The organism is Pseudomonas asplenii (assembly GCF_900105475.1).
In the GTDB taxonomy this organism is placed as follows: domain Bacteria; phylum Pseudomonadota; class Gammaproteobacteria; order Pseudomonadales; family Pseudomonadaceae; genus Aquipseudomonas; species Aquipseudomonas asplenii.
Genome location: NZ_LT629777.1, coordinates 773320 through 800090, shown reverse-complemented (window position 1 = coordinate 800090; position 26771 = coordinate 773320). Strand labels below are relative to the sequence as shown.

Here is a 26771-nt window from a genome sequence, read left to right as displayed (position 1 = left end):
GTTGCTCCCCTTGAAACCGTGGGCCGACACGGCGGCCCCGGAAATCTTTTAAAGCGTCCGCACTGGCGGACGCCTGGTCCAATTAGCTGGCGACGATATTGACCAGCTTGCCGGGCACGACGATGACCTTGCGGATCGTCAGGCCATCAATGAAGCGCAGTACGTTTTCGTTGACCCGGGCCGCCGCTTCGATTTCCTCGCGGGTGGCACTGGCCGGCATTTCGATCTGGCCGCGCAGCTTGCCGTTGACCTGGATCACCAGCACCAGGCTGTCCTGGACCAGGGCGCTGTCATCCTGCACGGGCCAGCGGGCGTCGATCACCGGGTCGGCGTGACCCAGTTGACTCCACAGTTCGTGACAGATGTGCGGAGTGATCGGCGCGAGCAGCAGGGTCACGGCTTCCAGGCCCTCCTGAACCAGCGCGCGATCCTGATTGGTGCCTTGCGGGGCCTTTTCCAGCACGTTCATCAGCGTCATCACCTGGGCGATGGCGGTGTTGAACTTGTGATTCTGACCGACGTCATGACTGGCCTGCTTGATCGCCAGGTGGATCGAGCGGCGAATGGCCTTCTGCTCATCGTTCAAGCCGGCAATGTCCAGTTTACCCGGTAGACCCTGGGCAACATGGCTTTGCGCCAGGCGCCAGACGCGCTTGAGGAAACGATGCGAGCCTTCGACGCCGGAGTCGGACCATTCCGCGCTCATGTCGGGTGGCGAGGCGAACATCATGAACAGGCGGCAGGTGTCCGCGCCGAACTGATCGATCATCGACTGTGGATCGACGCCGTTGTTCTTCGACTTGGCCATCTTCTCGGTGCCGCCGATCTCTACCGGCAAGCCATCGGAGATCAGTTTGGCGCTGATGACCTTGGCCTTGCTGTCGCGTTCGAGTTCGACGTCCGCCGGGTTGAACCAGGTGTAGGCGCCATTGGCTTCGCGACGGTAGTAGGTCTCGGCGATCACCATGCCCTGGGTCAGCAGGTTCTTGAACGGCTCGTTCGAGCTGACCAGGCCTTCGTCGCGCATCAGCTTGTGGAAGAAGCGCGCATACAGCAGGTGCAGGATCGCGTGTTCGATACCACCGATGTACTGGTCCACCGGCAGCCAGTGGTTGGCGGCTTTCGGGTCGACCAGGCCACCCTCGTAATGTGGCGAGGCGTAGCGTGCGTAGTACCAGGACGACTCGACAAAGGTGTCCATGGTGTCGGTTTCACGCTTGGCCGGCTTGCCGCATTTGGGGCAGTTGCACTCGTAGAACTCGGGCATGCGCGCCAGGGGCGAGCCAGCGCCGTCCGGTACCACATCTTCCGGCAGTACGACGGGCAGTTGGTCTTCCGGTACCGGCACGTCGCCACAGCTGTCGCAGTGAATGATCGGGATCGGGCAGCCCCAGTAGCGCTGGCGGCTGATACCCCAGTCGCGCAGGCGGAACTGGGTGCGCGAGGCGCCGAGATTTTTCTTGATCAGGGCGACTTCGATCGCGTCGAACGCGCCGGCAAAGTCCAGGCCGTCGAATTCGCCGGAGTTGATCAGGGTGCCGTGTTCGCCGTAGGCGTCCTGCCACGGGGCAGGGTTGCTGTCGCCGGAGCTGGTGCGCACCACCGACTTGATCGGCAGGTCGTACTTGCTGGCGAACTCGAAATCACGTTCGTCGTGGGCCGGCACTGCCATGACGGCGCCGTCGCCGTAGTGCATCAGCACGTAGTTGGCGACCCACACCGGCAGTTTTTCGCCGGTCAGCGGATGCGCAACGAACAGGCCGGTCGGCAGGCCTTTCTTCTCCTGGGTGGCGACGTCGGCTTCGGCGACGCTACCGGCCTTGCATTCGGCGATGAAGGCTTGCAATTGCGGATTGTTGGCGGCGGCCTGGGTCGCCAGCGGGTGTTCGGCGGCCACGGCGACGTAGGTCGCGCCCATCAGGGTGTCCGGACGGGTGGTGAAGACTTTCAGCGTACCGGCTTCGCCGATGGAGTCGACGTCGTACGGGAACTGCACTTCCATGCCGCGGGACTTGCCGATCCAGTTGCGCTGCATGGTCTTGACCTGCTCGGGCCAGCCCGGCAGTTCGTCGAGGCCTTCCAGCAGCTCATCGGCGTAGGCGGTGATCTTGAAGTAGTACATCGGGATTTCGCGCTTTTCGATCAGCGCGCCCGAGCGCCAGCCGCGGCCGTCGATCACCTGCTCGTTGGCCAGTACGGTCTGGTCCACCGGGTCCCAGTTCACGGTACCGTTCTTGCGGTAGATCACGCCTTTTTCGAACAGGCGGGTGAACAGCCACTGCTCCCAACGGTAGTAGTCGGGCTTGCAGGTGGTCACTTCGCGGGACCAGTCCACCGCGAGGCCCAGGCTGCGCAGCTGGCTCTTCATGTAGGCGATGTTTTCGTAGGTCCACTTGGCTGGCGCGACCTTGTTCTTCATCGCGGCGTTTTCCGCCGGCATGCCGAAGGCATCCCAACCCATGGGTTGCAGGACGTTCTTGCCCTGCATGCGTTGGTAGCGGGCGATCACGTCGCCGATGGTGTAGTTGCGCACGTGCCCCATGTGCAGCTTGCCGCTGGGGTAAGGGAACATCGACAGGCAGTAGTAGGTTTCCTTGCCTGGTTGTTCACTGACTTCAAAGGACTTTTGCTCGTCCCAGAACGATTGGGCGGCGTTTTCGATTTCACGGGGCTGATAGTGTTCGTGCATGGCTACTTGTACTGGAAAGGGTGGCCTAATCCTCTTCAACGCACTGTGCGGGTGCTGCTGGAAGTGGAGTTACAGGAAGCCCCGTAGCATACATGAGGCCGCTCTACCGAGGGAAACCCTGATTGCGTGACAAGGGCCGTTGGTCGCGGCGCCGGGCTGGTTGGCCGTGCACCGCTAAGCTCATTGAGGGGGAAGTGATACTTATCTTCAATGAGGTGAACGGATGGTGGAGTCGCAGCGAAATGTAACTGATCCCGAACTGTACGAACGTCTGATCACGCGTCTTGGGGTGGCCCTGGACGCGGCAAGGACGGCGGTCCGCCTGCGTGACGAGCGGCCTGCCGAGCTGGAATTGCGGGGCTTGAGTCGCGCCGAGTTCGAACTGATCAGGGCCTATCTGGACCTGAGCGGTCGCGGCGTACCCACATCCGAGACGACAGTGCCACAACACAGGGAAGAAGTACGTTCGGCCGAGATCATCTGGTTGAAGGACAGGGCGCCCAAGCTCTATTCGGCGCGGTTCAAGTCATTTCGGGCCAAGTGAGGTCCGCCCGGCTGCATCCTGTTGTCTGTCGTTGACCTGGCTTGTGGGTCGAGCCAAGGATCTGCAAGGTTGTTGATTGATCCTTATGCACTTAGGCTTCGGGCATCTTCTGGAGGTGCCCGATGCCCGTTCGCTATATCCTAAAGCAATTGCTCCTGCCGCCCGGCCTGTTACTGCTGTTGCTGGCGCTGGGCTGGTGGCTGCGACGCAGCCGTCCACGTCTGGCGGCACTGTGTTTTGGCCTGGGTTTGGGTGGTTTCTGGCTGATCAGCCTGCCGGTGGTGGTCGAGTGGTCCGCGCGCGCTCTCGAAACCGTGCCACCGCTGGAGCAGGGCGAGTGGGCGGGGTTGGCGCAGCGCGCCGATGCCATCGTGGTGCTTGGCTCGGGGCGCGAGCGGGGCGACCCGGCCTGGGGCAGTGACCAGCCGACCGGTATCGGCCTGGAGCGCCAGCGTTATGCCGCACGGCTGGCCAAGGCCTCGGGCTTGCCGGTGCTGACCAGTGGTGGTCTGCATTACGGTACACCGCCCAGCGAGGCCGCGTTGATGGCCGAGTCGATGCGTGACGATTCCGGGGTGGTGGTGCGCTGGTTGGAAGAGCGCAGTACCACGACCTGGGAGAACGCCCGGTTCAGTCATGAGTTGCTGGCGCCGTTGGGGATCAAGCGGGTGGTGGTGGTTACCCATGCTGCGCACATGCCGCGGGCGGTGTGGAGCTTTGAACGGGCCGGCTTCAGCGTGGTGCCGGCGCCGGTCGGCTTCCTCGGGCGCGACAACGCCAGCCCGCTGGGCGGCTGGATGCCGGAATTCAAGGCGATCTGGCGCAGCGGGCAATTGATCAATGAAGCGGTGGGGCAGGTGGGGTACCGGCTCTTTTATCGCGCTGCGCCCTGATATATTCCAGGCTCCGCCCTGAACACACCGCCAACCGTTGTAGGAGCGGCCGGCCGACGCTCCTACAAATAGGTTGGCGGTGTGTCTCAGACCGTCTTGGCAATCCGGCTCGCCAGCAGTGCCCAACCGAACAGCAAACCACACAGGATGATCAACGGCCACGAACGCCAATGCAGGTACGGCGTCAGGTTATGCATCGGCACCACTTCGCCATACAGGATGCCGCGTTCGAACTGCGGAATCTGCGCGGTGATCTGGCCGAACGGGTTGATCAGCCCGGTGACGCCGTTGTTGGTCGCGCGAATCATCCAGCGTCCGGCCTCCAGCGCCCGCATCTGCGCCATCTGCAGATGTTGCAGCGGGCCGATCGAGGTGCCGAACCAGGTGTCGTTGCTGATGGTCAGCAGCAGGTCGCTGCGTGCCGACAGGCTGGCGGCGAACTCCGGGTAGACCACTTCGTAGCAGATGAACGGCGCAATCTGATAGCCCTTGGCTTGCAGCAGCGGCTGGTCGGCGGGGCCGCGGGCGAAGTCTGACATGGGCAGATTGAAGAACTCGATCAGGCCCCTCAGCAGGTCCTGCAAGGGAACGTACTCGCCAAACGGTACCAGTTTCTGCTTGAGATAGATTCCGTCACCTTCGCCGACCGCGACGATGCCGTTGAAGTAGCGTTTCTCGTTATGCACCACTTGGCGAATCGGTACGCCGGTGATCAGCGCCGAATGCCGGTCAGCGGCAAAGTTGCCCATCATCGACAGATAGCCTTCGGCGGACTCCTTGAGCACCGGAACGGCCGTTTCCGGCCACACCAGCAGGTCGACCCGTTTGGAGCTGAAGCTCATGTCGCGGTACAGCGCCAACTGGGCATTGAGCTGCGCCGGGTCCCACTTCATGCTCTGTTCGATATTGCCCTGGATGGCGGCAACGCTCAGCGGTTCGCCCGATGGGCTGGTCCAGGCGTGGTGCTTGAGTGCCAGGCCAATGGCCCATGGGCCGACCAACAACAGTACGCCTGCGGCGATGAACGCCTTGCGGCCGCCCTTGAGCAGGCGCCGGGTGTTGTAAAGCAGGGCGGCGGTCAGGGCCAGGGCAAAGGATATCAGCCAGATCCCGCCCAGCGGCGCGAGGCCGGCCAGCGGGCCGTCCAGCTGGCTGTAGCCGGAATAGAGCCATGGGAAACCGGTCAGGAACCAGCCGCGAAAGGCTTCCTGTGCAACCCATAGGGCGGCGAAGGCCAACGCGTCGGCCAAGGGCGCTTCATTGCGGCGGATCCAGCGTGCCCAGACCCAGGCCGGCAGGGCGAAGAACCAGGCGATGGCGGCGATGAACGCCAGCATCAGCAGGCCGGCCAGCAGCACCGAGGCACCGCCGTAGGTGTGGATGCTGACATAAATCCAACTGGTGCCGGCGCCGAACAGGCCGAAACCGAAACTCCAGCCGCGCCACAGGGCCTGGCGTGGTGAAAGCTCGCGCAGGCCGGCATAGAACAGGCCGACCGACAGCAACGCCAGCGGCCAGATGTCGAACGGCGCCAGGGCCAGTGTAGTCAGAGCGCCAGCCACCACGGCCAGCAGGTTACCGGGCCAGCCGGGACGGGTTAAGCGCAGCATGGGAGCTTCGGTCCTTAGCGGTTGACGGGCGTCAGGCGGATCAGATGAATTCGACGGCTGTCGGCATTCAGGATACGGAAACGATACGCGCCAATCTCGGTGGTTTCATTACGCTTTGGCAAATGACCGAACGCACTCATCACCAGGCCACCCACGGTATCGAACTCGTCGTCGGAGAACTCGCTGTCGAAAAACTCGTTGAAGTTCTCGATCGGCGTCAGCGCCTTGACCAGGAAATCACCGCTGGGCAGTGGCTTGATGTAACTGTCTTCCTCGACATCGTGCTCGTCCTCGATGTCGCCGACGATCTGCTCGAGCACGTCCTCGATGGTCACCAGGCCCGCCACACCGCCGTATTCGTCGATCACGATGGCCATGTGGTTGTGGTTGGCGCGGAACTCGCGCAACAGCACGTTCAGGCGCTTGGATTCGGGGACGAAGGTCGCCGGACGCAGCAGATCCTTGATATTGAACCCGTCGCCGTTCTCCTGGAGGATCAGCGGCAGCAGGTCCTTGGCCAGCAGAACGCCCATGACGTCATCGTGGCTTTCGCCGATCACCGGGTAGCGCGAGTGCGCGGCGTCGAGGACGGCGGGAAGGAATTCGCGGGGTGTCTGGGTCGCCTTGATGCTGATCATCTGCGAGCGCGGGACCATGATGTCGCGTACCTGCAGGTCGGCTACCTGAATGGCACCTTCGACGATGGCCAGCGCTTCGCTGTCCAGCAATTTGTTCTGGTGGGCTTCGCGCAGCAGTTCCAGCAACTCCTGGCGGTTTTTCGGCTCATGGGCAAAAGCCTGGGTCAGTTTACCCAGCCAGGACTTCTGCCCGTTGCTCGATCGGTCTTCGCTCATAGCGATTTACTCGTTTCCCTTGATTGAGTGATAAGTTGAGTGATCAGTGTTCGTCATCGGCATAAGGGTCGGGATGACCCAGTTCAGCAAGCAACTCTCGTTCCAGCGCTTCCATTTCCTCGGCTTCCTCGTCATCGATGTGGTCGTAACCCAACAGATGCAGGCAGCCGTGAATGACCAGATGGGCCCAATGGGCCTCCAGTGTCTTGCCTTGCTCGGCCGCCTCGCGGGCGACCACCGGAACGCAGATGACCAGATCTCCCAGCAAGGGAATATCCAGCAGTTCGTCCGGCACATCGGCGGGGAAGGACAGCACGTTGGTCGCGTAGTCCTTCTGTCGCCAGGTATGGTTCAGTTCGCGGCCCTCGGCCTCGTCCACTAGGCGGATGGTCAGCTCCGAGTCGGCGCTGCGCTGGCGCAGGGCCAGGGCGCACCAGGTGCGCAAGTCGGCTTCGCTCGGGACGGGTGCGTCACTGGCCAGTTGCAGATCGAGTTCAAGCATCGCGCGGGCTGTCCTTGGCGTGGGACGGCTCGACGGGGCGGTTCTCGAAGCGCTCGTAGGCTTCGACGATACGCTGCACCAGTGGATGGCGAACCACGTCCTTGGGCTGGAAGTGGGTGAAGCTGATCCCTGGCACGTCTTTGAGCACTTCGATGACATGCGCCAGGCCGGACTTGGTGCCACGCGGCAGGTCGACCTGGGTGATGTCGCCGGTGATCACGGCGGTGGAGCCGAAGCCGATCCGGGTCAGGAACATTTTCATCTGTTCGACGGTGGTGTTCTGGCTTTCGTCGAGGATGATGAAGCTGTTGTTCAGCGTTCGGCCGCGCATGTAGGCCAGCGGAGCGATTTCGATCACCTGGCGCTCGATCAGCTTGGCGACGTACTCGAAGCCGAGCATTTCATACAAGGCGTCGTAGAGCGGTCGCAGGTACGGGTCGATCTTCTGGGCCAGGTCGCCGGGCAGGAAGCCGAGCTTTTCGCCGGCTTCGACTGCCGGCCGGACCAGCAGGATCCGACGTACCTGTTCGCGTTCCAGGGCGTCCACGGCGCAGGCCACTGCCAGGTAGGTCTTGCCGGTGCCCGCAGGGCCGATACCGAAGTTGATATCGTTGGCCAGCACTTCCTTCACGTAGCGCTGCTGATTGAGGCCGCGCGGGCGAATCATGCCCTTTTTCGTGCGCAGGGCCACGGCGGCTTCGGCGACCGGATTATTGGCCAGGTCGTCGTCGGTCGATTCCTGCAGGAACAGGTGCACCATATCCGGAGACAGTTCGGTCCCCTTGGTTTCCCGGTACAGGCGGCGCAGCAGTTGTTCTGCGGAGGTGGTGAGCTTGGGTTCGCCGATCAGTTCGAACTGATTGCCGCGGTTGCGGATCTGGATGGCCAGGCGCTGTTCGATCAGGCGCAAATGCTCATCGAACTGCCCGCACAGATTGGCGAAGCGATGTGCCTCGAAAGGTTCGAGGATGAAACGATGGGGTTCTATAGGTGCGTTCAAGGTCGTTTATCAGCCGCCCGACGGCAATGGAGATGGGTTCAAGGATAACGCTAGCAGCCTGGGGACGAAAGCGCTTCTGTCTGACAGACGTCCCCGTTTGTTGCAGGCTTCCTCACTGTGTGGCGAGGGGGCTTGTCGGCACAGCGCACCGCCCCGCTCGCCACAGGCGCTGGTTCATCGATCGTGGAGTTGTTATTGCAGCATCGAACCGCGCAGCGAATGCGGCTGCGCCGAGTCGATGTGGACGTCGACGAACTGGCCGATCAGTTGCGGATTGTCGCAGCGGAAGTTGACGATACGGTTATTCTCGGTGCGTCCCTGCAGTTCGCCCGGGTCTTTTTTCGAGTAATCGGTCACCAGGATGCGCTGGGTCGAACCAACCATCTGTCGGCTGATCTCGAAGCCCTGCTGGTTCAGGCGATGCTGCAGGGCGTTCAGGCGCTCTTTTTTCAGTTCTTCCGGGGTGTCGTCCGCAAGGTCCGCCGCCGGGGTGCCGGGGCGCTGGCTGTAGACGAACGAGTAGGAAAAATCGAAACCGACGTCTTCGATCAGCTTCATGGTCTGCTGGAAATCCTTCTCGGTTTCGCCGGGGAAGCCGACGATGAAGTCCGAGCTGATGCAGATACCCGGCACGGCGGCCCGCAGCTTGCGCAGTTTGGACTTGTACTCCAGGGCGGTGTGGTTGCGTTTCATTGCCGCCAGAATCCGGTCCGACCCCGACTGCACCGGCAGGTGCAGGTGTTTCACCAGCTCAGGCACCTCGGCGTGGGCCTGGATCAGGCTGTCGGAAAACTCCAGCGGGTGCGAGGTGGTGTAGCGGATGCGCTCGATACCGTCGACGGCGGCCACGACCCGGATCAGTTCCGCCAGGTCGGCCAGACGGCCATCGTGGGTGACACCGCGATAGCCGTTGACGTTCTGCCCCAGCAGCGTCACTTCGCGCACACCGTTCTCGGCCAGGTGGATGACTTCGCCGATCACGTCGTCGAACGGTCGGCTGACTTCTTCGCCACGGGTGTACGGCACCACGCAGAAGGTGCAGTACTTGCTGCAGCCTTCCATCACCGAGACGTAGGCGCTGGGGCCGTCGATGCGCGGTTCGGGCAGATGGTCGAATTTCTCGATTTCCGGGAACGAGATGTCCACCTGCGGCAGGCGGGTGATGCGCGCGGCATCGATCATTTCCGGCAGGCGGTGCAGCGTTTGCGGGCCGAAGACCACGTCGACGTAAGGCGCGCGCTTGCGGATCGCTTCGCCTTCCTGGCTGGCAACGCAGCCGCCCACGGCGATCACCATGTCCGGGTTGCTTTCCTTGAGTTCGCGCCAGCGGCCCAGTTGGGAGTAGACCCGGTCCTGGGCGCGCTCACGGATCGAGCAGGTGTTGAGCAGGATGACATCCGCGTCTTCGGCTCGGGCGGTGACTTCCAGGGCCTGATGTTCGCCCAGCAGGTCGACCATGCGCGAGCTGTCGTACTCGTTCATCTGGCAACCGTGGGTTTCTATATAGAGCTTCTTGGCCATGGGTCGGGGTCATCGAGTGATTCAAAGAACCGCGCATTATAAGGGTCATCGCGGTCGCTTCCTAGCATTGTGCGTCCGGCGGCTATGCTATAGTTCGCGCCCTCTTTCCATAGCCCCGATATGTTGCCCGCCCACCATGAGCAAACGTGAAACCCCGATCTACAAGGTGATTTTCCTCAACCAGGGCCAGGTGTTCGAGATGTACGCCAAGCAGATCTATCAAAGCGATCTGTGGGGTTTCCTGGAGGTCGAAGAGTTCGTCTTTGGCGAGCGTACGCAGTTGGTGGTCGATCCGGGGGAGGAAAAGCTCAAGGCCCAGTTCGAAGGCGTGTTGCGCAGCTTCGTGCCGATGCACTCGATCGTGCGGATCGATGAGGTCGAGCGCCTGGGCACACCGAAGATCAGCGAAGCGCGGGGCATGGGTAACGTCACGCCGTTTCCGATGCCGATGCCCGATAAATAAGCGCTGCCCTGAAGCTGGGCACTTCCTGAGGGGAGCCGGCTGGCTCCCGCTAAAGCATCAGGGAAGTGGTGAAAAGGGCGTCCGCCCGTCCGCTGTCTGCAGTTCCAACAGGTACTTGCGGAAGATCTGCCCCAGTACCTGGGTCGCCATTTCCAACTGATCCCGTGGCATCTGTGCCGCGACTTCGTCGGCGACATCCAGCGCGTCCTCGGCACCGTTGACCGCCGCCATCTTCAGGACGATATAGGCCTGGACATTGTTGGCCGGTACGCCTTCGCCCTTGTAGAACATGGTGCCGAGCTTGAACTGTGCCTGGGCGTGGCCCTGCAGCGAAGCCAGTTCGAAGTTGCTCAGGGCCTTGTTGAGGTCGCGTGGGGCATTCTTGCCGTCGTAGTAGAACTCGCCCAGCTCGTATTGCGCCTGTGCATCCCCGCCCTTGGCAGCCTGTTCGCAGGCTGCCAGCGCCTCGGCGAGATCCTGCGGCTGTGTATTGAGGGTGCAACGCCCCATTGCCGGGATCAGCAACGAGTTACCGCCTGCATGTGCCAGCAGCGGCTGAAGGAGCAACAGGCAGCCCAGTGAAAGGGCGCGGCCGGTGCGGTTCATGGGAATCGACGTACCTCTGAAGGGCGGGCGTACCCGGCCAGGGGATGTGTATGGCGCGCATTATGAAATAAGCGAGGGCCACCTTACAAAGTCTTTACTCGTTTTTCTGCTGCGCGGGCGTTATATCGCCTTGTTTTGCCGATCACGCGTACGCAATTGCCGCCTGTCACCTACATCGATACTCGTTTCCTCGCCCTGGCACTAACCCGCGACGGTGTTGTCAGTATTTCGCACCTATAGCGACGAGTGTCATCCCGATAGCGTTCCGTCAGCTGCATTTATGCGATTGCACGAACGCCTTCGGGCAAAACCCAGGACTCTTCTTCCTTGCGGGTTGACTCTCTATGCGCTTGCTACTCGATCCGCGTCAGGACATTGATGCCGCCCTGCTGGGTTATCGCCGAGTGTTCTGGTCGTTGGCACTCTTCAGCGGGGTGATCAATCTGCTGGTGCTGGTGCCATCGCTGTACATGATGCAGGTGTACGACCGGGTCCTCACCAGCCGCAACGAAACCACACTGTTCATGCTGACCGTGATTGCCCTCGGACTGTTCATGTTCAGTGCGCTGATCGAGTGGGTACGCGGTGAAGTGATGATCCGCATGAGCGCCGGCTTGGACAATGCGCTGGGCGAGCGTATTTTCGACGCCGCTTTCGCCCGTAGCCTGCGCGAGCACAACGCCAACCCGGCGCAGGTGCTCAGCGACCTGGCCACGTTGCGCCAGTTGATCACCGGCCAGGGCCTGATCGCCTTGCTCGATGCGCCGTGGTTGCCGATCTTCCTGTTGGTGGCCTTTATCTTTCATCCCTGGTTTGGGGTACTGACGCTGGTGCTCGCCCTGGTGCTGATCGGCCTGGCGCTGTGGGGCGAGCTGGCGACGCGGACGCCCCTGGGGGAAGCCAATCGACTGGGGGTGCAGTCGGCGACCTATGTCAACAGCACGCTGCGCAATGCCGAGGTCATCCGTGCGCTGGGCTTGCTGGGGCCATTGCGCCAGCGCTGGAGCCTGCTGCAACAACGTATTGTCGCGGCCCAGGCCCGTGCCAGCGCCCGCAGCGCCGGTATCACCTCGACGACCCGATTCGTGCGTGTTTCCGGGCAGTCACTGTCCCTGGGTTTGGGCGCGCTGCTGGTGCTTGAAGGCCAACTGTCGGCAGGCATGATGATCGCCATGTCGCTGCTGCTGGGGCGTGCCCTGGCCCCCGTGGAAATTGCCATCGGCTCCTGGAAACAGTTCAATGCCGGACGCCTGAGCTACCAGCGTCTGGCCCAGCTCCTTGGCCAGTACCCGCGCGATCGCCCACGCATGCCGCTGCCGCCGCCTACCGGCGTGGTGCGCCTGGAACAGCTGTATGTCGGGCCGCCCGGTGCTTCGCAGCCGATTTTGCGGGGCATCAATTTCAGCCTGGACAAGGGCGAAGTGCTTGCGGTTATCGGCCCCAGCGCCAGCGGTAAATCGACGCTGGCCCGCGCGCTGGTCGGCGTATGGCCGGCCATGGGCGGCTCGGTGCGCCTGGATGAGGCCGAGATCGGCCAGTGGTCTGCCGAGGCCTTGGGGCCCCACCTGGGATACCTGCCCCAGGACATCGAATTGTTCGACGGCAGCGTGGCCGACAATATCGCCCGTTTTGGCGAACAGGATGCCGGCAAGGTCATCGCCGCCAGCCGCCAGGCGGCTGTCCACGAAATGATCCTGAGGTTTCCCAAGGGCTATGACACGCCGCTGGGTCCTGGCGGTCTCGGCTTGTCCGGTGGCCAGAAGCAACGCCTCGGCCTGGCTCGTGCGCTCTACGGACAGCCGTCGCTGATCGTGCTCGACGAGCCCAACTCCAACCTTGACGAAGCCGGCGAACTGGCGCTGGTACGGGCCATCGGCATGCTCAGAAGCGCCGGCAGCACCGTGGTGCTGATCACCCATCGGCCCAGTGTGCTGGCATTGGTCGATCATATCCTGCTGCTCAAGGACGGTACCCAGCAAGCGTTCGGCCCACGGGATCGGGTGCTCAAGGCACTGATGCCGGGGCACAGGCCGGCGGTCGTCAGGGAGGCCGGCGAAGATGCATGACCTGACACCGGGTGCGGACGCTTCCCGCGAGCAGGCGTTGAGCGTGCCTGGCCCCCATGCACTGCCCGGCGCCAGTACCGATGCCGCGCGCGCGGCGCGGCATGGCGTGGGTTTCCTGGTGCTGGCGCTCGGCGGTTTTTTGCTCTGGGCTTGCCTGGCGCCGCTCGATCAGGGTGTGACGGGCAGCGGTACCGTGGTGGTGGCCGGGGAGCGCAAGTCCGTGCAGTCGCTGGTGGGGGGCGTGGTGGAGCAGTTGCTGGTCAGCGATGGCGATCGTGTCGCCCGTGGCCAACTGCTGGTGCAGCTCAATACCGTGCAGGCGCAGTCGCACCTGGACGTGACCCTGGGCAAGTTGCTCAACGACCGCAGCATCGAGGCCCGCTTGATTGCCGAACGCTTGGGCAACGCCGAGATCCAGTGGCCGGTTGAACTGCTGGAACGGGCCGCCGAGCCGCAGGTCAAGGCAGCGATGGCGCTGCAGGGCCAATTGTTCGCAAGCCGCCGCGCGGAGCTGGGCAGCCGCTTGCAGATCATCGAGCTTGAAGCAGCGGCGTTGCGCCAGCAATTGCTCGGCTATGAAGGCGTCAAGCGCAACTACGATGCGCAGATACGCTTCCAGCAACAGGAACTCGAAGGCTTGCGCGACCTGGCTCGTGAAGGTTATGTCCCGCGCAACAAACTCTTCGAGGCCGAGCGCAATGCCGCGCAACTGGCGGGGCAGATCGCCTCTGCCGTGGGCGATATCGGCAAGACCCGCCAGGCGATCAACGAAAGTCGGTTCAAGGCGTTGCAAACACAACAGGAGTTCCGCCGCGATGCCGAGACCCAGCTCAGCGAGGTCTCCGCCGAGGCGGCAGGTTATGCCGATCAGATCCGTGCCTTGCAGTTCGAGGTCGACAACGGTGCGATCCGCGCACCGGTCGCCGGACAGGTCATGGATGTAAACCTGCATACGGAGGGGGGCGTTGCGCAGGCCGGGCAAACCCTGATGCAGGTGGTGCCGCTGGAGGCGCCGATGGCGATCACGGCACGCTTCGAGCCGCTGATGTCCAACAAACTGCGCCCGGGACTGCCCGTGCATGTGCATTTTACCGCGCTGCAGCGGGTGGATACGCCAACGGTCACCGCCATGCTGACCACTGTGTCGGCAGACCAACTGCTCGATGAGCAGACCCATCGTCCGTACTTTTCCGCCAAGATCGAGATTGCCGCCGACACGGTCGCCGCGCTGCAGAACGCCGGTCTGCTGGTGCGCCCCGGCATGCTCGCCGATGTCACGGTAGTGACGGGGGAGCGGACGCTGATGAATTACCTGATGAAACCCTTGCGTGAGCGCCTGCTGGCTGCCTTCAAGGAAGAATGAGCATGATCGACCGTAGCCGCTACCGCTGCTGTGTCCTGTTAAGCCTGTATGGCAGTTGGGTCGCGCTCCTGCCCGCCTGGGCTGCCGATGGGGGGCTGAGCCTGACCGCCGTCTACGATGCCTCGCGCCTCAACGATCCGACTCTGCAGTCGGCCACCCATGCCTATGAGGCTTCGCGGCATGAGGCCGCGATCGGCCGCGGTGGTCTCTATCCGCAAGTATCGCTGACGTCGCGCTATGGCCGGGGCGGGCGCACCGATGGTGGCGACGACAACCGCTACGTCGGGAGCAACGATTACCAGGCCGACAATATCACCCTGGCGGCGCAACAACCGCTCTACGACAAGGGGCGCTGGGCGGCATACGAGGAGGGCAAAGCCCGTGGGCAATTGGGTGGCCTGCAGTTCGACGTTGCCGGCCAGACCCTGTACGACCGGGTCGCCAAGGGGTATTTCGAGGTGGCCCGGGCCGAAAACGAGATCAAGTTGATCGCCCAGCAGAAAGCAGCCATCAACGCTTTGGTCATCCAGAGCAAAAAACTCTATGAGGGCGGCCAGGGCGCGATCACCGATATCGATGAGGCCCGGGCGCGGCTGGATCTGGTCGAGGTACAGAAGGCCGAAGCCGATGCTCGGCGTGGGGCGGCATTACGGGCGTTGTCCGGACGTGCCAATGTGCCCATCGAGGATATCCAGCCGATGCGCGAGGAACTGGCCGCCAGCAGCCCGATCCCGGCGGAACGGGACCTGCCGTACTGGGCGGCGATTGCCCGCGACGCCAGCCCCGAGCTGGCGGCCCGCCTGTCGGCGGTGAAAGTCGCCGAGGCACAGGCCGACAGCCAGCGCGCCGGACATTATCCGACCTTGTCTCTGACCACCCAGTTGACCCGCCGGGAAACCCGCCAGTACCACGAACTTGATCCGCGCCAGGACAGCTACTACGTGGGCGTGCAGCTGGAAGTGCCGTTGTATCGCGGTGGTGCGGTGCGTGCCTCGGTGGCAAAGGCCGAGGCGCAACTGGCCGGGGCCCGGTCCGATTACGACGTGCAGCGCCAACAATTGGCCGAAGACATTGAAACCGATTACCTGGGGGTGGTGACCGGGTTCGCCAAGAGCAAGGCTATGCAGCGAGCGGTGGAGTCCAACCAGCGGGCGCTGATTTCGACGGAAAAGGGTTTCCAGGGCGGCGTACGCTCCACGGTGGATATTCTTGATGCCCAACAGCGGCTGTTCCAGGCGCGTCGGGACCTGCTCAATACCAAGCTGGACATGCTGCAAAGCTATGTGAGCCTGCACAGTCATACCGGCCAGATGAGCCGGGCGGTCCTGGAGCAGGTGCAAAGTCTGTTCTGACGGCTCCAGGGTCGCGGTTCCGGCGGTTCAGGCGGCGAAGTCGCCGGCATGCAGCTCCCTGACACCCAGCAGCTCGAATTCGAACTCGGCGGTGGCGTCGGCATTGATACTGCCATAGAGAATGCCATCGGCAAGGCGCAACTGGCCGGTGGCGTTGCTGGTGTCGAAGGCATTGCCGCCGATGAACGTGAAGGCATCGTGCTGGGCGGTCAGCGGGTTGGCGTCTATCCCACGCAGGTCCAGTTGATCTCCCTCGCTGCTCTTGAAACCGATGATCACATCGCGCTGGGGCCCGACGCCCATGTCCGCCAACGAGCCGAATGCGTAGGTATCCGCCCCGGTGCCGCCGGTCATGTTGTCGCTCCCCTCGCCGCCGATCAGTCGGTCATCGCCCGCGCCGCCTACCAACGTATCGTTGCCCGCGCCGCCATTCAGGACGTTGGCGCCGCTGTTGCCCGTCAGGTGGTCTGCATAGGCGCTGCCGGTCAGGTTCTCGAAGAATTTCAAGGTGTCGAGCCCGGCCCCCACGGTGTTCTGTTGCGCCGATGTCGAGAGGTTGACGGTCACCCCGGCCAGGGCCCGTTCGAAGGAGACCGTATCGTTGCCGTCGCGACCGTCCAGCACATTGTTGCCGGCCCCTGCGAACAGGGTGTTGTCCAGGGCATTGCCGGTGCCATTGGCGGCGCCGGGGCTGTCGATATAGAGGTTCTCGACATTGTCGCCGAGGGTATAGCTCGCCAGGCGGCTGTGGACACTGTCGATGCCTCCCGACACCGGATCACTGTTGGTTTCGATCACCCTGTCGTCGGTGTTGTCGACATAATAGGTATCGTTGCCGTCGCCACCACTGATGCTGTCGGCTCCGGCGGCGCCATCGAGGACGTTGTCGGCGGCATTGCCGGTGATGAAGTTGCGCCCCGCATTGCCGGTGCCGTCGATGGTTGATACACCCGTCAGCACCAGGTTTTCGAGATTGGCGCCAAGGGTCCAGCTGACCGAGGCCTTTACCGTATCGATCTGTGCAGCCGAGGTATTGGTTTCCACCACGCTGTCGAACGCATTGTCGACCACATAGATGTCGTTGCCATCGCCGCCGGTCATGGTGTCGGCGCCCAGTTCGCCATCCAGCGTGTCATTGCCTGCGGTGCCCACCAGGGTGTCCGCCTGATCGGTGCCGGTAATGACCCCGCCTTCCTGGCCGTGGTCGAAAATGTCCTGCACGCTGTGGTTGTCGTTGGGGTTGCCATGGAAGCCCAGGTCGTCGGCGATGTAGTCGGCCAGGCGCTGCCCGACGATCTCAGCCGACTCTTCGTGCAGGTGCCAGACATCGTCGGGATACACCAGTGGATCGACCTCGTGGCGCAAGGGCAGGTCGGTGTAGTCCACTGCCAGCTTGACGTCGGCGCGCTCGGCGGCCATGGCCTCCTGGGCGGCGCGGACATAACCGACGCCCTCGACGATGGCGGCGATCTTCTCCTCGGAATACCCCCGGACGCGCGCCGCATCCTGGTCGTAGTGGCCGGTTTCCATCAGGTAAACGCTGAAATTGCCGAACTGCCCATGCAGGTAGTCAAACACCTTCAGGGTCGCGGCCTGGTAGGCCGCCGCCGCTGCCTGTTTGTCCGTGGCCCGGGCGATTTCCTGGGCCGCTTCCTCGCCCTGGCCCCAAATGATGCCCATGGTGACCTTATCGATGGCCTTGAGTTCGCCGAGTTGCTCACCGAGCAAGCCCACGGCCCTCAGCAGCGCAGGTCCGGGCTGGTTGGTGTCGGTCAGCCACCAGCACAACCTGAGTTCCTCGGGGCTGAGGGTCGACAGGCCGTTGACCGTGCTGCCACCCACCGCGATATCGATGCCATTGCCGTCGCTGTCGGTGAACTGGCTGCGCACGTCATAGGGGGTATAGCGGTCCAGGTCATCGACCAGCAACGAGGTGCCGGACTGATTGTCGTCCTCGGTCATGCGCAGCAGGCGCGCGTTGGACTGGCCGAGGGTCGGCAGATAGAGGATGTCCTGCGGGGCGCGTTCACTGAACACGAAGTCATTGCTCGTCAGGGTGTCGAGGTAGTTGCCGTCGAGGGCGATTTCGAAGCGATTGCCGTTGGCGTCCGCTTCACTGGACTTGACGTAGGTCTTGTCGCCGGCGGCATTGAGGGTGATGTACAGGGTGTCATGGCTACCATCGCCGAGGCCGAGAAAGCCCAGCGCGGAAACGTCGATCTTGTCGACGCCCACGGTGAAGTCATGGATCGTGTCGGTGGCCGTGATACCGCCGCTGTCGTAGTCGCGATAACTGTCGAGCAGATGCGTGTAGCGGAACGTGTCGGCACCGTCGCCACCCGACAACTCGTCCCGTCCGGCGCCGCCGTCGAGGATATCCCTGCCGCCGCCGCCATTGAGCGTATCGTTGCCGTCGAGCCCGAGGATCAGGTCCGCGCCGGTCGTGCCATTGAGGGTGTTGGCGTTGTTGTCGCCGGTAATGGTATTGGCCGGCGCGTCTGCCACCGCCAGGGCGAAGTTGTCGCTGACCGACGCGCCCGAGGGATCGCTGGCCTTGACCAGTACGTCGTAGTTGCCTGCCGCGGTGCTGGTCGGCGTACCGCTGAAGGTCAGGCTGGTGGCATTGAACGTCAACCAGGCGGGCAGGGCGCTGCCGTCGGCGAGGGTGGCCGTGTAGGTCAGCAGATCCTGGTTGGCATCGGTGAAGCTGTCGTGGTTCAGGGTATAGGAGAACGGCGTGCTTTCGCTGGCACTCTGGTCGAGGAGCGGGATGGCGACGACCGGCGCCACGTTGCCGGGTACGTTATGGTCGGCGAAGACGAAATGACTGGCTGTCAGGCTGGCGGCCAGGTTGCCCGCCAGTGACACTTCGAAGCGGTTGCCGTTGGCGTCGACGGTGAGGTCCTTGAGGTACGTGCGGTTGGTCGAGGCGCTGTAGCTCACCTGCAGCGTGCCGTTCAGGCCATTGCCCAGGCCCGTGTAGCCGAGCGTGGAGACGTCGATCCTGTCGGCGCTGGTGTCGAAGTCGAGGATCTGGTCGCTGGCGCTGGTGGAACCGGTGCGGTAGCTGTCGAGTTTCGAGGTGAAGCGGAAGATGTCGGCACCCGCCCCGCCGGTCAATTTGTCCACGCCGGTGCCACCGACCAGGATGTCGTTGCCGGCGCCACCGCTGAGGATATCGTTACCGGCACCGCCGAACAGTTGCTCGTTGGCCGTGGTGCCGGTCAGGGTGTCGTTGCCCGGCGTGCCATTGATGACGACGGTCGTGGGCACATCCTGCACCGCCAGGGTGAAGCTGTTGCTGACGGTCGCGTTGCTGCCGTCGGCCGCGGTGACCTGTATGGCGTAGGTGCCCGAAGCACTATCGCCGGGTGTTCCGGTGAACGTACGCGTGACGGCATCGAAGGTCAGCCAACCGGGCAAGGCGCTGCCATCGGCTAACCTGGCGGTGTAGCTCAGGGTGTCGTTGTCCGGGTCGCTGAAGCTGGTAGCCGGTACCACGTAGCTGAAGGGCGTGTTTTCGCTGGCATTCTGGTCCAGCAGCGGCGTCGCTACCACAGGGGCATGGTTACTCGATGGCGACGTGGCGAAGATGAAATTGGCGCTGGTCAGGGTGTTGAGGTAATTGCCGTCCAGCGCCACCTCGAAGCGGTTGCCATTGGCGTCGGCGGCCAGGGACTTGACGTAGGTCTTGGTGCCGTCGCTGTTGAGCACCAGGTACACCGTGTCGTTCTTGCCGTCCCCAAGGCCGGTAAAGCCCAGGGCCGAAAGATCGATCTTGTCGGCGCTGACGTCGAAATCGGTGATCAGGTCGCCCAGGTTGGCGCCGCCTGTGTTGTAGTTGCGGTAGCTGTCCAGACGGTTGGAGAAGACAAAGGTATCCGCTCCCGCGCCGCCGGTGAGGATATCCATGCCGGCACCGCCGTCGAGCTTATCGTCGCCTGCGCCGCCATTGAGGCCGTCGTTGCCAGCCAGGCCGAGCAGGGTGTCGGCCGCATCACTGCCTGACAGGGCGTCGCTGCCACTGGTGCCGGTGATCACCCGGTTGAAGATGAAGTTGCTGGCGGTCAGGGTGCCGGCGAGGTTGCCTTCGAGGATCAGCTCGAAGCGATTGCCGCTGGCGTCGGCGTCGTAGTCCTTGAGGTAGGTGCGATCGTTGCTGGCGTTATAGCTGACTTGCAGGGTACCGCCGTGGCCGTTCCCCAGGCCGGTGAAGCCCAGGCCCGCGAGATCGATCCTGTCCTGGCTGACATCGAAATCGGTGATGGTGTCATCCAGGCTGGTGGTCGTGGTGCGATAACTGTCCGACTGGGTGGTAAAGCGGAACGTATCGGCGCCGGTGCCGCCGGTGAGCTTGTCGAGGCCGGCCCCCCCGACCAGGATGTCGCTGCCGGCCCCGCCATGGATGGTGTCGTTGCCGGCCGCGCCGTAGAAAATCTCGTTGGCGCTGGTGCCCACCAGCGTGTCGTTACCCGTCGTCCCCTGGACGGTGGTCATCGGCAGCGTGGCGCTGACGTAGCTGCCGTCGCCATAGACCAGCGTGGCGCCCTTGCTGGTGTGGCTGATGGTGTTGGCGATGATGGCATTGTGATCGGTGCCGTCCTCGTTACGCTCGGCGACACCGTAGGTCGAGTGGTCGCTGCCGCTGATGGTGTTGCCCTGGATGGTGTTGTCGCTACCGTTGAAGTACTTGCCGGAAACGCCGTGGGTGTCGTCATAGGACTGGATGATGATTTCCGGGACGGCGGCGCCCAGCGCGTTGTTGTTGAGGGTACTGTCGATGACATCGACATGGTTGCTGCCGTAGATGCGCACCCCGGCGCCGACGTTGTCATGGATATTGACGCCGCTGACGCTCACCTCGCTGGACAGCTTGACCAGCACTCCTTCGGCGCCGTTGCCGTACACCTGGCCACCGCTGATGGTGATGTTGCTGGGCGAGGGGATGTCCTCGCTGCCACGCTGCACGACGATACCGTTGCCGCCGTTTTGGTAGGCAACGTTGTTGCTCATGATGAAGTCGTGGGTGCTTGTGACGATGTTGAAGCCGTGGCGGTCGTTGTCGTAGGCGGTGTTGTTTTCGAAGGTGCTGTCGCTCAGGAAGTCGGCGACGAAACCGTCCAGGCCGTTGCCGTGGGAAACGCTGTTCTTGATCACCATGTTGACGGTCTGCTCGTGGGGATCGAAGCCGTACCCGGAGCAGTTCTTGATCTCGACGCTGTCGAGGGTGACGTTGGAATCGTAGCCTGCCTGGCCGGGAATGTAGCCGTTGAACCAGCCATCGATCTTGCCGGTGGTGTGCTCGCGGTTGCCGTCGATGCTGAGTTGGCTGACGCCGAAATCGTGGGTTTCCTCGCCATAGGCCGAACGGATGATACCGGTGATCTTGGTGTCGGAACCGTCGGCCACCTTGATCGTGGTTTCGCCCATGCCATCGCCGTACAGATGGACGTTGCTCTTGAGCATCAGGCAGCCGTCGGACGGCTCCTCGCCTGCCGAAACGATATACGTCCCGCTCGGGGCGTATACCTGGCCACCCCCTGCGGCGGCGGCCGCATCGATCGCATGCTGGATCGCTGCAGTGTCGTCGGTGACGCCGTCTCCTTTCGCGCCAAAATCTTGTACGTTGAAAATCATGAACTTATCTCCGTATCAGGTTCAAACTCCGGGAAGTGCCAATATTTAATTGGCAATCTCGTTGTTATGGCCCGTAGGAGCGCAAAAGTGGCGACCGTCTATCGGTAATTCGTCAATAATTTGAATTAAATGATCGGTGGTTATTGGGTGTGGCGGGAAGTGTTGATTTTTTGACGATTCAAGGCGGGGCGATTCGGGCAGGAAAACCGACGCCGGCTGCACCGGCGTCGGACATACTACTTATTTCAGGGCGGCAAAAGCGCGCTCGGCGGCATCCAGGGTCAGTTTCAGCTCGGTTTCGCCGTGGGCAATCGAGGTGAAGCCGGCTTCGAAGGCGCTTGGCGCCAGGTACACGCCACCTTCAAGCATCAGATGGAAGAACCGCTTGAAGCGCTCGGCATCGCTGGCCATCACGTCGTCGAAGGTGACGATGTCATCGGCGCCGCTGAAGTACAGGCCGAACATGCCACCGGCCTGAGTGGTGACGAACGGGATGCCGGCGGCATCGGCGCGCTGTTGCAGGCCGTCGAGCAGGCGGGTGGTGTAGTCGGTCAGTTCGGCATGGAAGCCCGGACGGCTGATCAGGCGCAGGGTGGTCAGGCCGGCGGCCATCGCCAGTGGGTTGCCGGACAGCGTGCCGGCCTGATAGACCGGGCCAAGCGGGGCGATGCACGACATGATCTCGCGCTTGCCGCCGAAGCAGCCGACGGGCATGCCGCCACCAATGATCTTGCCGAAGGTGCTCAGGTGCGGGGTCACACCGTAGTGGGCCTGGGCACCGCCGAGGGCGACACGGAAGCCGGTCATCACTTCGTCGAAGATCAGCACCACGCCGTACTGGTCGCAGAGGCGGCGCAGGCCTTCGAGGAAGCCCGGCGCCGGTGGTACGCAGTTCATGTTGCCGGCCACCGGCTCGACGATGATGCAGGCGACTTCCTGGCCGACATCGCCGAGCATCTGCGCCACTGCGTCGATATCGTTGAATGGCAGGGTCAGGGTGTGTTTGGCGAATGCCGCTGGTACGCCGGCCGAACTCGGTACGCCCTGGGTCAATGCGCCGGAGCCAGCCTTGACCAGCAGGCTGTCGGAGTGGCCGTGGTAGCAGCCTTCGAACTTGATGATGCTGTCGCGGCCGGTGTAGCCACGGGCCAGGCGGATGGCGCTCATGGTCGCCTCGGTGCCGGAGCTGACCATACGGACCATTTCCATCGAGGGCACGATCGAGCAGACCAGGTCGGCCATTTCGGTTTCCATGGCAGTCGGTGCGCCATAGGACAGGCCGTGTTCCAGCTGCTTGCGCACCGCATCGAGCACGTCCGGATGACTGTGGCCGAGGATCATCGGGCCCCAGGAACCGACGTAGTCGACATAACGCTTGTCGTCTTCATCGGTGACGTAGGCACCTTCGGCATGCTTGAAGAACAGCGGGGTGCCGCCGACGCTCTTGAACGCCCGAACGGGCGAGTTCACGCCACCGGGAATGTGTTTCTGGGCATTGGCAAACAGCGTTTCGGAACGGGACATGGTCGGGCTCTCAAAAATCATGAAGTGAAGAGGGCGTTGAAGGCGAGCGCGCGGCGCGTCACTTCCTGAGCGCTTTCGGCGCCGAACAGGCCGTGGATCACCGCCAGCAAATCGGCGCCATGGGCCACCAGCGGCGCCGCGTTATCAAGGGTGATACCGCCGATCACGCAGATCGGCAGGTGCAACGCAGGACGTGCCCGTTCGAGCAGGGCGATATCGGCCGCCGGGGCTCCGGGCTTGGTAGTGGAATTGAAAAAACGGCCGAAGGCGACGTAGCTGGCGCCTTCCTTGGCCGCCTGTTCGGCCAGCTCCAGTTGCGCGTGGCAGGTGGCGCCGATGATGGCCTTGCTGCCGAGCAGGGCGCGGGCCGGGGTCAGCGGGCCGTCGGTCTGCCCCAGGTGCACGCCAACCCCGAGGCGTGCGGCGAGTTCGGCATCGTCGTTGATGATCAGCCGGGTCTTGTAACGCTCGCAGAGTTTGAGCAGCGCCTCGGCCTCGCGCAGTCGGCGGGGCTCGTCATTGCTCTTGTCGCGATACTGCAGCAGGGTCACGCCACCTTCCAGCGCCGCCTCGACATAGGCGAGGAACTTGCCGGCCAGCAACTGGCCATCAGTGATGGCATACAGACCACGTAGTTTCATCGGTTCGGCCTCAAGGCGTTACGGGTGGTGCATCACGAGCAGAAGTCCAGCGGCAGGCGACGTGGCACGAATTGTCCCTTGCCCAGTTGTTCGGCATCGCGCAGGGTGCGCCAGGTGTAGTTCAGGGCCGATTGGACGGCACTGACCAGTTGCTCGCCCTGGGCCAGGCGGCCGGCGAGGGCGCTTGCCAGGGTGCAGCCCGAGCCGTGATAGCTGCCGGGCAGGCGCTGGCACTTGAAGGTCTGGCGGCTGCCGTCACGACCGTACAGGCGGTTATGGATCTGCTCTTCGTCGCCATGGCCGCCGGTGATCAGCAGGTACTGGCAATACGGCAGGAGTTTTTCTGCGCATTCATCGGCACTGCCTTCAGGCAGCTCGGCGAGAATGCGGGCCTCGGGCAGGTTGGGCGTGGCGATCTTCGCCAGCGGCAGCAACCGCTCGCGCATGGCATAGCCCACCTCGTCCTTGCCCAGCCGACCGCCGCCGCCGGCCCGCAGCACCGGGTCGCAGACCATCGGCAGGTGCGGGTGCGCCTGGAGCAGTTCGACCACGGTGTCGACCATTTCCAGGGAGCCGAGCATGCCCAGCTTGACCGCCGCGACCGTCGAGTCGTTGAGCACCGCATTGGCCTGGGCCAACACCCACTCACGGTCGAGGACGCGGAAATCGCTGACATTGACCGTGTCTTGCACGGTCAGCGCGGTGACCGCAGGAGCGGCATGACAGCCCTGGGCGAGCAGGGCTTCGATATCCGCCTGGAGGCCGGCACCGCCACTGGGGTCGTGTCCGGATAGGCAGAGAACAACGGGACGAGAGCTGTAGATATTCATGGGGCGCGAGCTTACCACCAATCGCTTTTTTCGGAATCGTCCACGCAGCGCTGCATTTATAACCTGAAGGTTTGTCCGATGCGGCCGATAGCGGCTGCTCATTCATTCGATTTGGTCGCTGAAATGCCCGTTCTAGAGCCTTTTGGTGAAATATTTCAATGGTGTTTTTTAGCCATCATTGGCTATGCTAGAGTGGATCCAAACGAATAACAGGCTATGCGGCATCACGTCGTCTCAAGGGAATGGAGGCTCCTGACGCGACCGGAATGGCTATGCTGGAGCCGTATGCGCTATTTGCTGATGATGTTGTTGAGCTGGCTGCCGCTGATGGCGAGCGCGGTCGAGTTTGATGAGTCCACTCAGAACTTGCCCCTGGGGCGGGTCATGCAGGTGTACGAGGACGTGAGCGGCCAGGCCGCGATCGCGGATGTTGCCTCGCCTGCGATGGCCAGTCACTTCCATCGACACGACAAGGACGCGCTCAACGCGGGCTATTCGCGTTCGGCGTTCTGGCTCAAGGTCGACCTGACCTACAAACCGAAAAAACCCGGAGTCCGGCGAACCTGGCTGTTGGAAATGGCCTACCCGCCGATGGACCGCATCGACCTCTACCTGCCGAACGCCAGTGGCGGATACCAACTGAGTCAGCGCACCGGTGACGAATTGCCTTTCGCCAGCCGGCCGATCAAGCAGAACAATTACCTGTTCGAGCTGGATTTCGCGCCCAATGAAAGCAAGACCCTCTACCTGCGCCTGAAAACCGACGGTTCGGTCCAGGCACCGCTGAGCCTGTGGTCGGAGCAGGCCTACCTGGAAGACCAGCCGGTGCGCCTGTATGTGCTCGGCCTGATCTACGGCGTTCTGCTGGGGATGCTGGTCTACAACCTGTTCATCTACCTCAGCGTGCGTGACACCAGTTATCTGTACTACATCTTCTATATCGCTTCGTTCGGCTTTTACCAGTTGTCTGTCAATGGTGCGGCGGTCCAGTACTTCTGGCCGGACAACCCCTGGTGGGCGAATGCCGCGACGCCGTTCCTGATCGGCTCGGCGGGTTTCTTCGGTTGCCAGTTCACCCGCAGTTTCCTGGGGACGGCGGCCCATAGCCGCTGGCTGGATCGCCTGTTGCTGCTGTTGATGGCGGTTGGCGTGCTGGTCATGGCCCTGTCGCTGATGACCGGTTACGGGCTGGCCTTGCGCGTGGCAACGGCGCTGGCGCTGGCTTTCACCGTGACCATCTTCTTCGCCGGGGCCCGTGCCTGGTACCGTGGCCTGCGGGTGGCGCGCTATTTCCTCATCGCCTGGTCGGCATTCCTGTTGGGCGGGCTGATCAATACCCTAATGGTGTTGGGCTACCTGCCAAACATGTTCCTGACCATGTATGCCAGTCAGATCGGCTCGGCGCTGGAGGTCGGTCTGCTGTCGCTGGCCCTGGCCGACCGGATCAATGCCATGCGCGAGCAGCAGTCCCGGACGCTGCTGGAGTCCGGGCAGAAACTGGAAGTGCTGAACCGGGAACTGGCCAACAGCAACCGCCTGAAAGATGAGTTTTTGGCGACGGTCACCCATGAACTGCGCACGCCGATGAACGGCGTCATCGGTTCGTTGGAACTTATGCAGACGCTGGAGTTGAGTCCGGAACTGGAGCAATACCAGCAGACCGCCGCCGGTTCGGCGCTGGACATGATGCGCATGGTCAACGGCCTGCTTACCCTGACGGAGTTGCAGGCCGGGCGACTGAAGGTCTACCCGCAGACGTTCAGCCTGCGCGGCCTGCTCAGTAATTTGCAGGAGCAGTTCTCCGGGCATGTGCTGCATAAGGGGTTGCACTTTGCCATCGAAGTTGCCGAGGAACTGCCCGACAGCCTCCATGGCGATGCGACGAAGATCCTCCAGTGCCTGGAATGCCTGGTGGACAACGCCATCAAGTTCACCCGCGAGGGCGGAATGGTATTGCGCGTGATTGGCCATTCGGCCGAGCCAGGGCAACTGACCCTGTCCTTTGCCGTGATTGACAGCGGAATCGGTTTCACCCACCTGGACGAAGCCTCGCTGTACCAGCGATTCTTCCAGCTCGATGGTTCGATGACCCGTGAGTACGGCGGCCTGGGTATCGGCCTGGCGATCTGCCGGCAGTTGATCGAGCTGCTGGGCGGACGCCTGACCCATCAGTCCGAGCCCGGGATGGGCAGTCGCTTCCAGATCGAGGTCGACCTTGAGGTGCTGGCGCCCCGCAACGCGAGCCTCGCGTCAGCGTCGGCGACGCGCAATCCGCAGGCGTGCACCGTGTTGCTGGTGGACGGCAATGAAGTCAGCCAACTGGTGGTCAGGGGAATGCTGCTCAAGCTCGGTTATCGGGTGCTGACCGCCAACGATCCGCGTTTGGCCATCGATATCCTGCGCCGGGAAAGCATCGATGTCCTGTTGCTCGACGGTGCTGCCGACCTGCAGGGCGGTGCTATGTTGTGCGAGCAGTTGCGCGGGGGCCTCGGCTCCACGGCCGTACCGATCCTGGCGATGACCTGCCTGGTCAATGGCGTGGAAGACGAGCGTTGCCGAGCGACTGGGGTGACCGATTACTTGCATAAACCGGTACGTTTCGAAGAGCTGCAGAGTGTTCTGGCACGTCGGTTGTTGATGCCTGTCGAGGGTGAAAGCGCCGATATTTAGGCGTAT

The 26771-nt window shown here is 62.9% G+C and carries 18 protein-coding genes; 7 read left to right on the top strand and 11 right to left on the bottom strand.

All coding sequences use genetic code 11. From position 1 onward, the window contains the following. Positions 1-82 precede the first annotated feature (82 nt). Positions 83-2689: a leucine--tRNA ligase gene (gene leuS / locus BLU37_RS03630; protein WP_090202345.1), complete on the bottom strand. Its 2607-nt coding sequence runs from the start codon at positions 2687-2689 to the stop codon at positions 83-85. Positions 2690-2912: 223 nt separating this feature from the next. Here leuS and BLU37_RS03625 point away from each other — a divergent pair, with 223 nt between their 5' ends. Together BLU37_RS03625 and BLU37_RS03620 are read left to right on the top strand one after the other, a co-directional pair. After that, a complete protein-coding gene (locus BLU37_RS03625; protein WP_019363319.1) occupies positions 2913-3233 on the top strand; it encodes a hypothetical protein in 321 nt (106 codons plus the stop codon). A gap of 122 nt (positions 3234-3355) precedes the next feature. Further along, positions 3356-4126 carry a YdcF family protein gene (locus BLU37_RS03620; RefSeq protein ID WP_010446704.1) on the top strand — a complete coding sequence of 257 codons (771 nt, stop codon included), beginning with the start codon at positions 3356-3358 and terminating at the stop codon, positions 4124-4126. An 86-nt stretch (positions 4127-4212) separates the two neighbouring features. Here the strand turns inward: BLU37_RS03620 and lnt are convergent, their stop codons facing one another. The 5 genes from lnt to miaB all read right to left on the bottom strand — a co-directional run bounded on the left by lnt (position 4213) and on the right by miaB (position 9613). Then, positions 4213-5736, bottom strand: a complete 1524-nt coding sequence (lnt, locus tag BLU37_RS03615) for an apolipoprotein N-acyltransferase (RefSeq protein WP_090202343.1) — start codon at positions 5734-5736, stop codon at positions 4213-4215. Positions 5737-5750: 14 nt separating this feature from the next. Next, positions 5751-6590 carry an HlyC/CorC family transporter gene (locus BLU37_RS03610; RefSeq protein ID WP_090202341.1) on the bottom strand — a complete coding sequence of 280 codons (840 nt, stop codon included), beginning with the start codon at positions 6588-6590 and terminating at the stop codon, positions 5751-5753. A 43-nt stretch (positions 6591-6633) separates the two neighbouring features. Then, a complete protein-coding gene (gene ybeY / locus BLU37_RS03605; RefSeq protein ID WP_010446700.1) occupies positions 6634-7092 on the bottom strand; it encodes an rRNA maturation RNase YbeY in 459 nt (152 codons plus the stop codon). Next, complete coding sequence (locus BLU37_RS03600) at positions 7085-8092, bottom strand: PhoH family protein (protein ID WP_010446699.1); 1008 nt, start codon at positions 8090-8092, stop codon at positions 7085-7087. The genes ybeY and BLU37_RS03600 overlap by 8 nt, the downstream gene beginning before the upstream one ends. A gap of 192 nt (positions 8093-8284) precedes the next feature. Then, positions 8285-9613: a tRNA (N6-isopentenyl adenosine(37)-C2)-methylthiotransferase MiaB gene (gene miaB / locus BLU37_RS03595; RefSeq protein ID WP_090202338.1), complete on the bottom strand. Its 1329-nt coding sequence runs from the start codon at positions 9611-9613 to the stop codon at positions 8285-8287. A gap of 136 nt (positions 9614-9749) precedes the next feature. On the opposite strand from miaB, the gene BLU37_RS03590 reads away from it, so the two are divergent. Further along, positions 9750-10076 (top strand): DUF1820 family protein, encoded by a 327-nt coding sequence (locus BLU37_RS03590; RefSeq protein WP_010445098.1) that lies wholly within the window; start codon positions 9750-9752, stop codon positions 10074-10076. Between the two features lie 57 nt (positions 10077-10133). On the opposite strand, the gene BLU37_RS03585 is transcribed toward BLU37_RS03590, so the two are convergent. Further along, on the bottom strand, positions 10134-10682 hold the full coding sequence (locus tag BLU37_RS03585; protein WP_010445096.1) for a tetratricopeptide repeat protein: 549 nt from the start codon (positions 10680-10682) through the stop codon (positions 10134-10136). Positions 10683-11026: 344 nt separating this feature from the next. On the opposite strand from BLU37_RS03585, the gene BLU37_RS03580 reads away from it, so the two are divergent. Genes BLU37_RS03580 through BLU37_RS03570 form a run of 3 tightly spaced genes read left to right on the top strand, consistent with a single transcriptional unit; the run spans position 11027 to position 15463 of the window. Further along, positions 11027-12748 (top strand): type I secretion system permease/ATPase, encoded by a 1722-nt coding sequence (locus tag BLU37_RS03580; RefSeq protein WP_090202336.1) that lies wholly within the window; start codon positions 11027-11029, stop codon positions 12746-12748. Further along, positions 12741-14111, top strand: a complete 1371-nt coding sequence (locus BLU37_RS03575; RefSeq protein WP_090202335.1) for an HlyD family type I secretion periplasmic adaptor subunit — start codon at positions 12741-12743, stop codon at positions 14109-14111. The genes BLU37_RS03580 and BLU37_RS03575 overlap by 8 nt, the downstream gene beginning before the upstream one ends. Before the next feature lie 2 nt (positions 14112-14113). Continuing rightward, complete coding sequence (locus BLU37_RS03570; protein WP_090202333.1) at positions 14114-15463, top strand: TolC family outer membrane protein; 1350 nt, start codon at positions 14114-14116, stop codon at positions 15461-15463. Between the two features lie 27 nt (positions 15464-15490). Here the strand turns inward: BLU37_RS03570 and BLU37_RS03565 are convergent, their stop codons facing one another. From BLU37_RS03565 to BLU37_RS03550, 4 genes are all read right to left on the bottom strand, one after another. Further along, positions 15491-21100 carry a putative Ig domain-containing protein gene (locus tag BLU37_RS03565; protein ID WP_090202331.1) on the bottom strand — a complete coding sequence of 1870 codons (5610 nt, stop codon included), beginning with the start codon at positions 21098-21100 and terminating at the stop codon, positions 15491-15493. Positions 21101-21340: 240 nt separating this feature from the next. Then, a complete protein-coding gene (gene hemL / locus BLU37_RS03560; protein WP_090202330.1) occupies positions 21341-22624 on the bottom strand; it encodes a glutamate-1-semialdehyde 2,1-aminomutase in 1284 nt (427 codons plus the stop codon). 17 nt (positions 22625-22641) lie between these two features. After that, entirely contained in the window at positions 22642-23265 is a 624-nt protein-coding gene (thiE, locus tag BLU37_RS03555; RefSeq protein ID WP_090202328.1) for a thiamine phosphate synthase, read from the bottom strand. A gap of 32 nt (positions 23266-23297) precedes the next feature. Further along, the gene (locus BLU37_RS03550; RefSeq protein ID WP_090202326.1) at positions 23298-24095 is read right to left on the bottom strand and encodes a hydroxymethylpyrimidine/phosphomethylpyrimidine kinase; all 798 of its coding nucleotides are present in this window, start codon (positions 24093-24095) and stop codon (positions 23298-23300) included. Between the two features lie 285 nt (positions 24096-24380). Between BLU37_RS03550 and BLU37_RS03545 the strand changes: the two genes are divergently transcribed. Beyond that, entirely contained in the window at positions 24381-26765 is a 2385-nt protein-coding gene (locus BLU37_RS03545) for a hybrid sensor histidine kinase/response regulator (RefSeq protein WP_090202324.1), read from the top strand. Positions 26766-26771: the final 6 nt, after the last annotated feature.

Bases quoted from the DNA above. Each gene is read 5' to 3' on its own strand.
- BLU37_RS03565 (WP_090202331.1), bottom strand. From the start codon at position 21,100: ATGATTTTCAACGTACAAGATTTTGGCGCGAAAGGAGACGGCGTCACC.
- leuS (WP_090202345.1), bottom strand. From the start codon at position 2,689: ATGCACGAACACTATCAGCCCCGTGAAATCGAAAACGCCGCCCAATCG.
- BLU37_RS03575 (WP_090202335.1), top strand. From the start codon at position 12,741: ATGCATGACCTGACACCGGGTGCGGACGCTTCCCGCGAGCAGGCGTTG.
- BLU37_RS03590 (WP_010445098.1), top strand. From the start codon at position 9,750: ATGAGCAAACGTGAAACCCCGATCTACAAGGTGATTTTCCTCAACCAG.
- hemL (WP_090202330.1), bottom strand. From the start codon at position 22,624: ATGTCCCGTTCCGAAACGCTGTTTGCCAATGCCCAGAAACACATTCCC.
- BLU37_RS03585 (WP_010445096.1), bottom strand. From the start codon at position 10,682: ATGAACCGCACCGGCCGCGCCCTTTCACTGGGCTGCCTGTTGCTCCTT.
- BLU37_RS03550 (WP_090202326.1), bottom strand. From the start codon at position 24,095: ATGAATATCTACAGCTCTCGTCCCGTTGTTCTCTGCCTATCCGGACAC.
- BLU37_RS03580 (WP_090202336.1), top strand. From the start codon at position 11,027: ATGCGCTTGCTACTCGATCCGCGTCAGGACATTGATGCCGCCCTGCTG.
- thiE (WP_090202328.1), bottom strand. From the start codon at position 23,265: ATGAAACTACGTGGTCTGTATGCCATCACTGATGGCCAGTTGCTGGCC.
- BLU37_RS03545 (WP_090202324.1), top strand. From the start codon at position 24,381: ATGCGCTATTTGCTGATGATGTTGTTGAGCTGGCTGCCGCTGATGGCG.
- ybeY (WP_010446700.1), bottom strand. From the start codon at position 7,092: ATGCTTGAACTCGATCTGCAACTGGCCAGTGACGCACCCGTCCCGAGC.
- BLU37_RS03570 (WP_090202333.1), top strand. From the start codon at position 14,114: ATGATCGACCGTAGCCGCTACCGCTGCTGTGTCCTGTTAAGCCTGTAT.
- miaB (WP_090202338.1), bottom strand. From the start codon at position 9,613: ATGGCCAAGAAGCTCTATATAGAAACCCACGGTTGCCAGATGAACGAG.
- BLU37_RS03625 (WP_019363319.1), top strand. From the start codon at position 2,913: ATGGTGGAGTCGCAGCGAAATGTAACTGATCCCGAACTGTACGAACGT.
- lnt (WP_090202343.1), bottom strand. From the start codon at position 5,736: ATGCTGCGCTTAACCCGTCCCGGCTGGCCCGGTAACCTGCTGGCCGTG.
- BLU37_RS03610 (WP_090202341.1), bottom strand. From the start codon at position 6,590: ATGAGCGAAGACCGATCGAGCAACGGGCAGAAGTCCTGGCTGGGTAAA.
- BLU37_RS03620 (WP_010446704.1), top strand. From the start codon at position 3,356: ATGCCCGTTCGCTATATCCTAAAGCAATTGCTCCTGCCGCCCGGCCTG.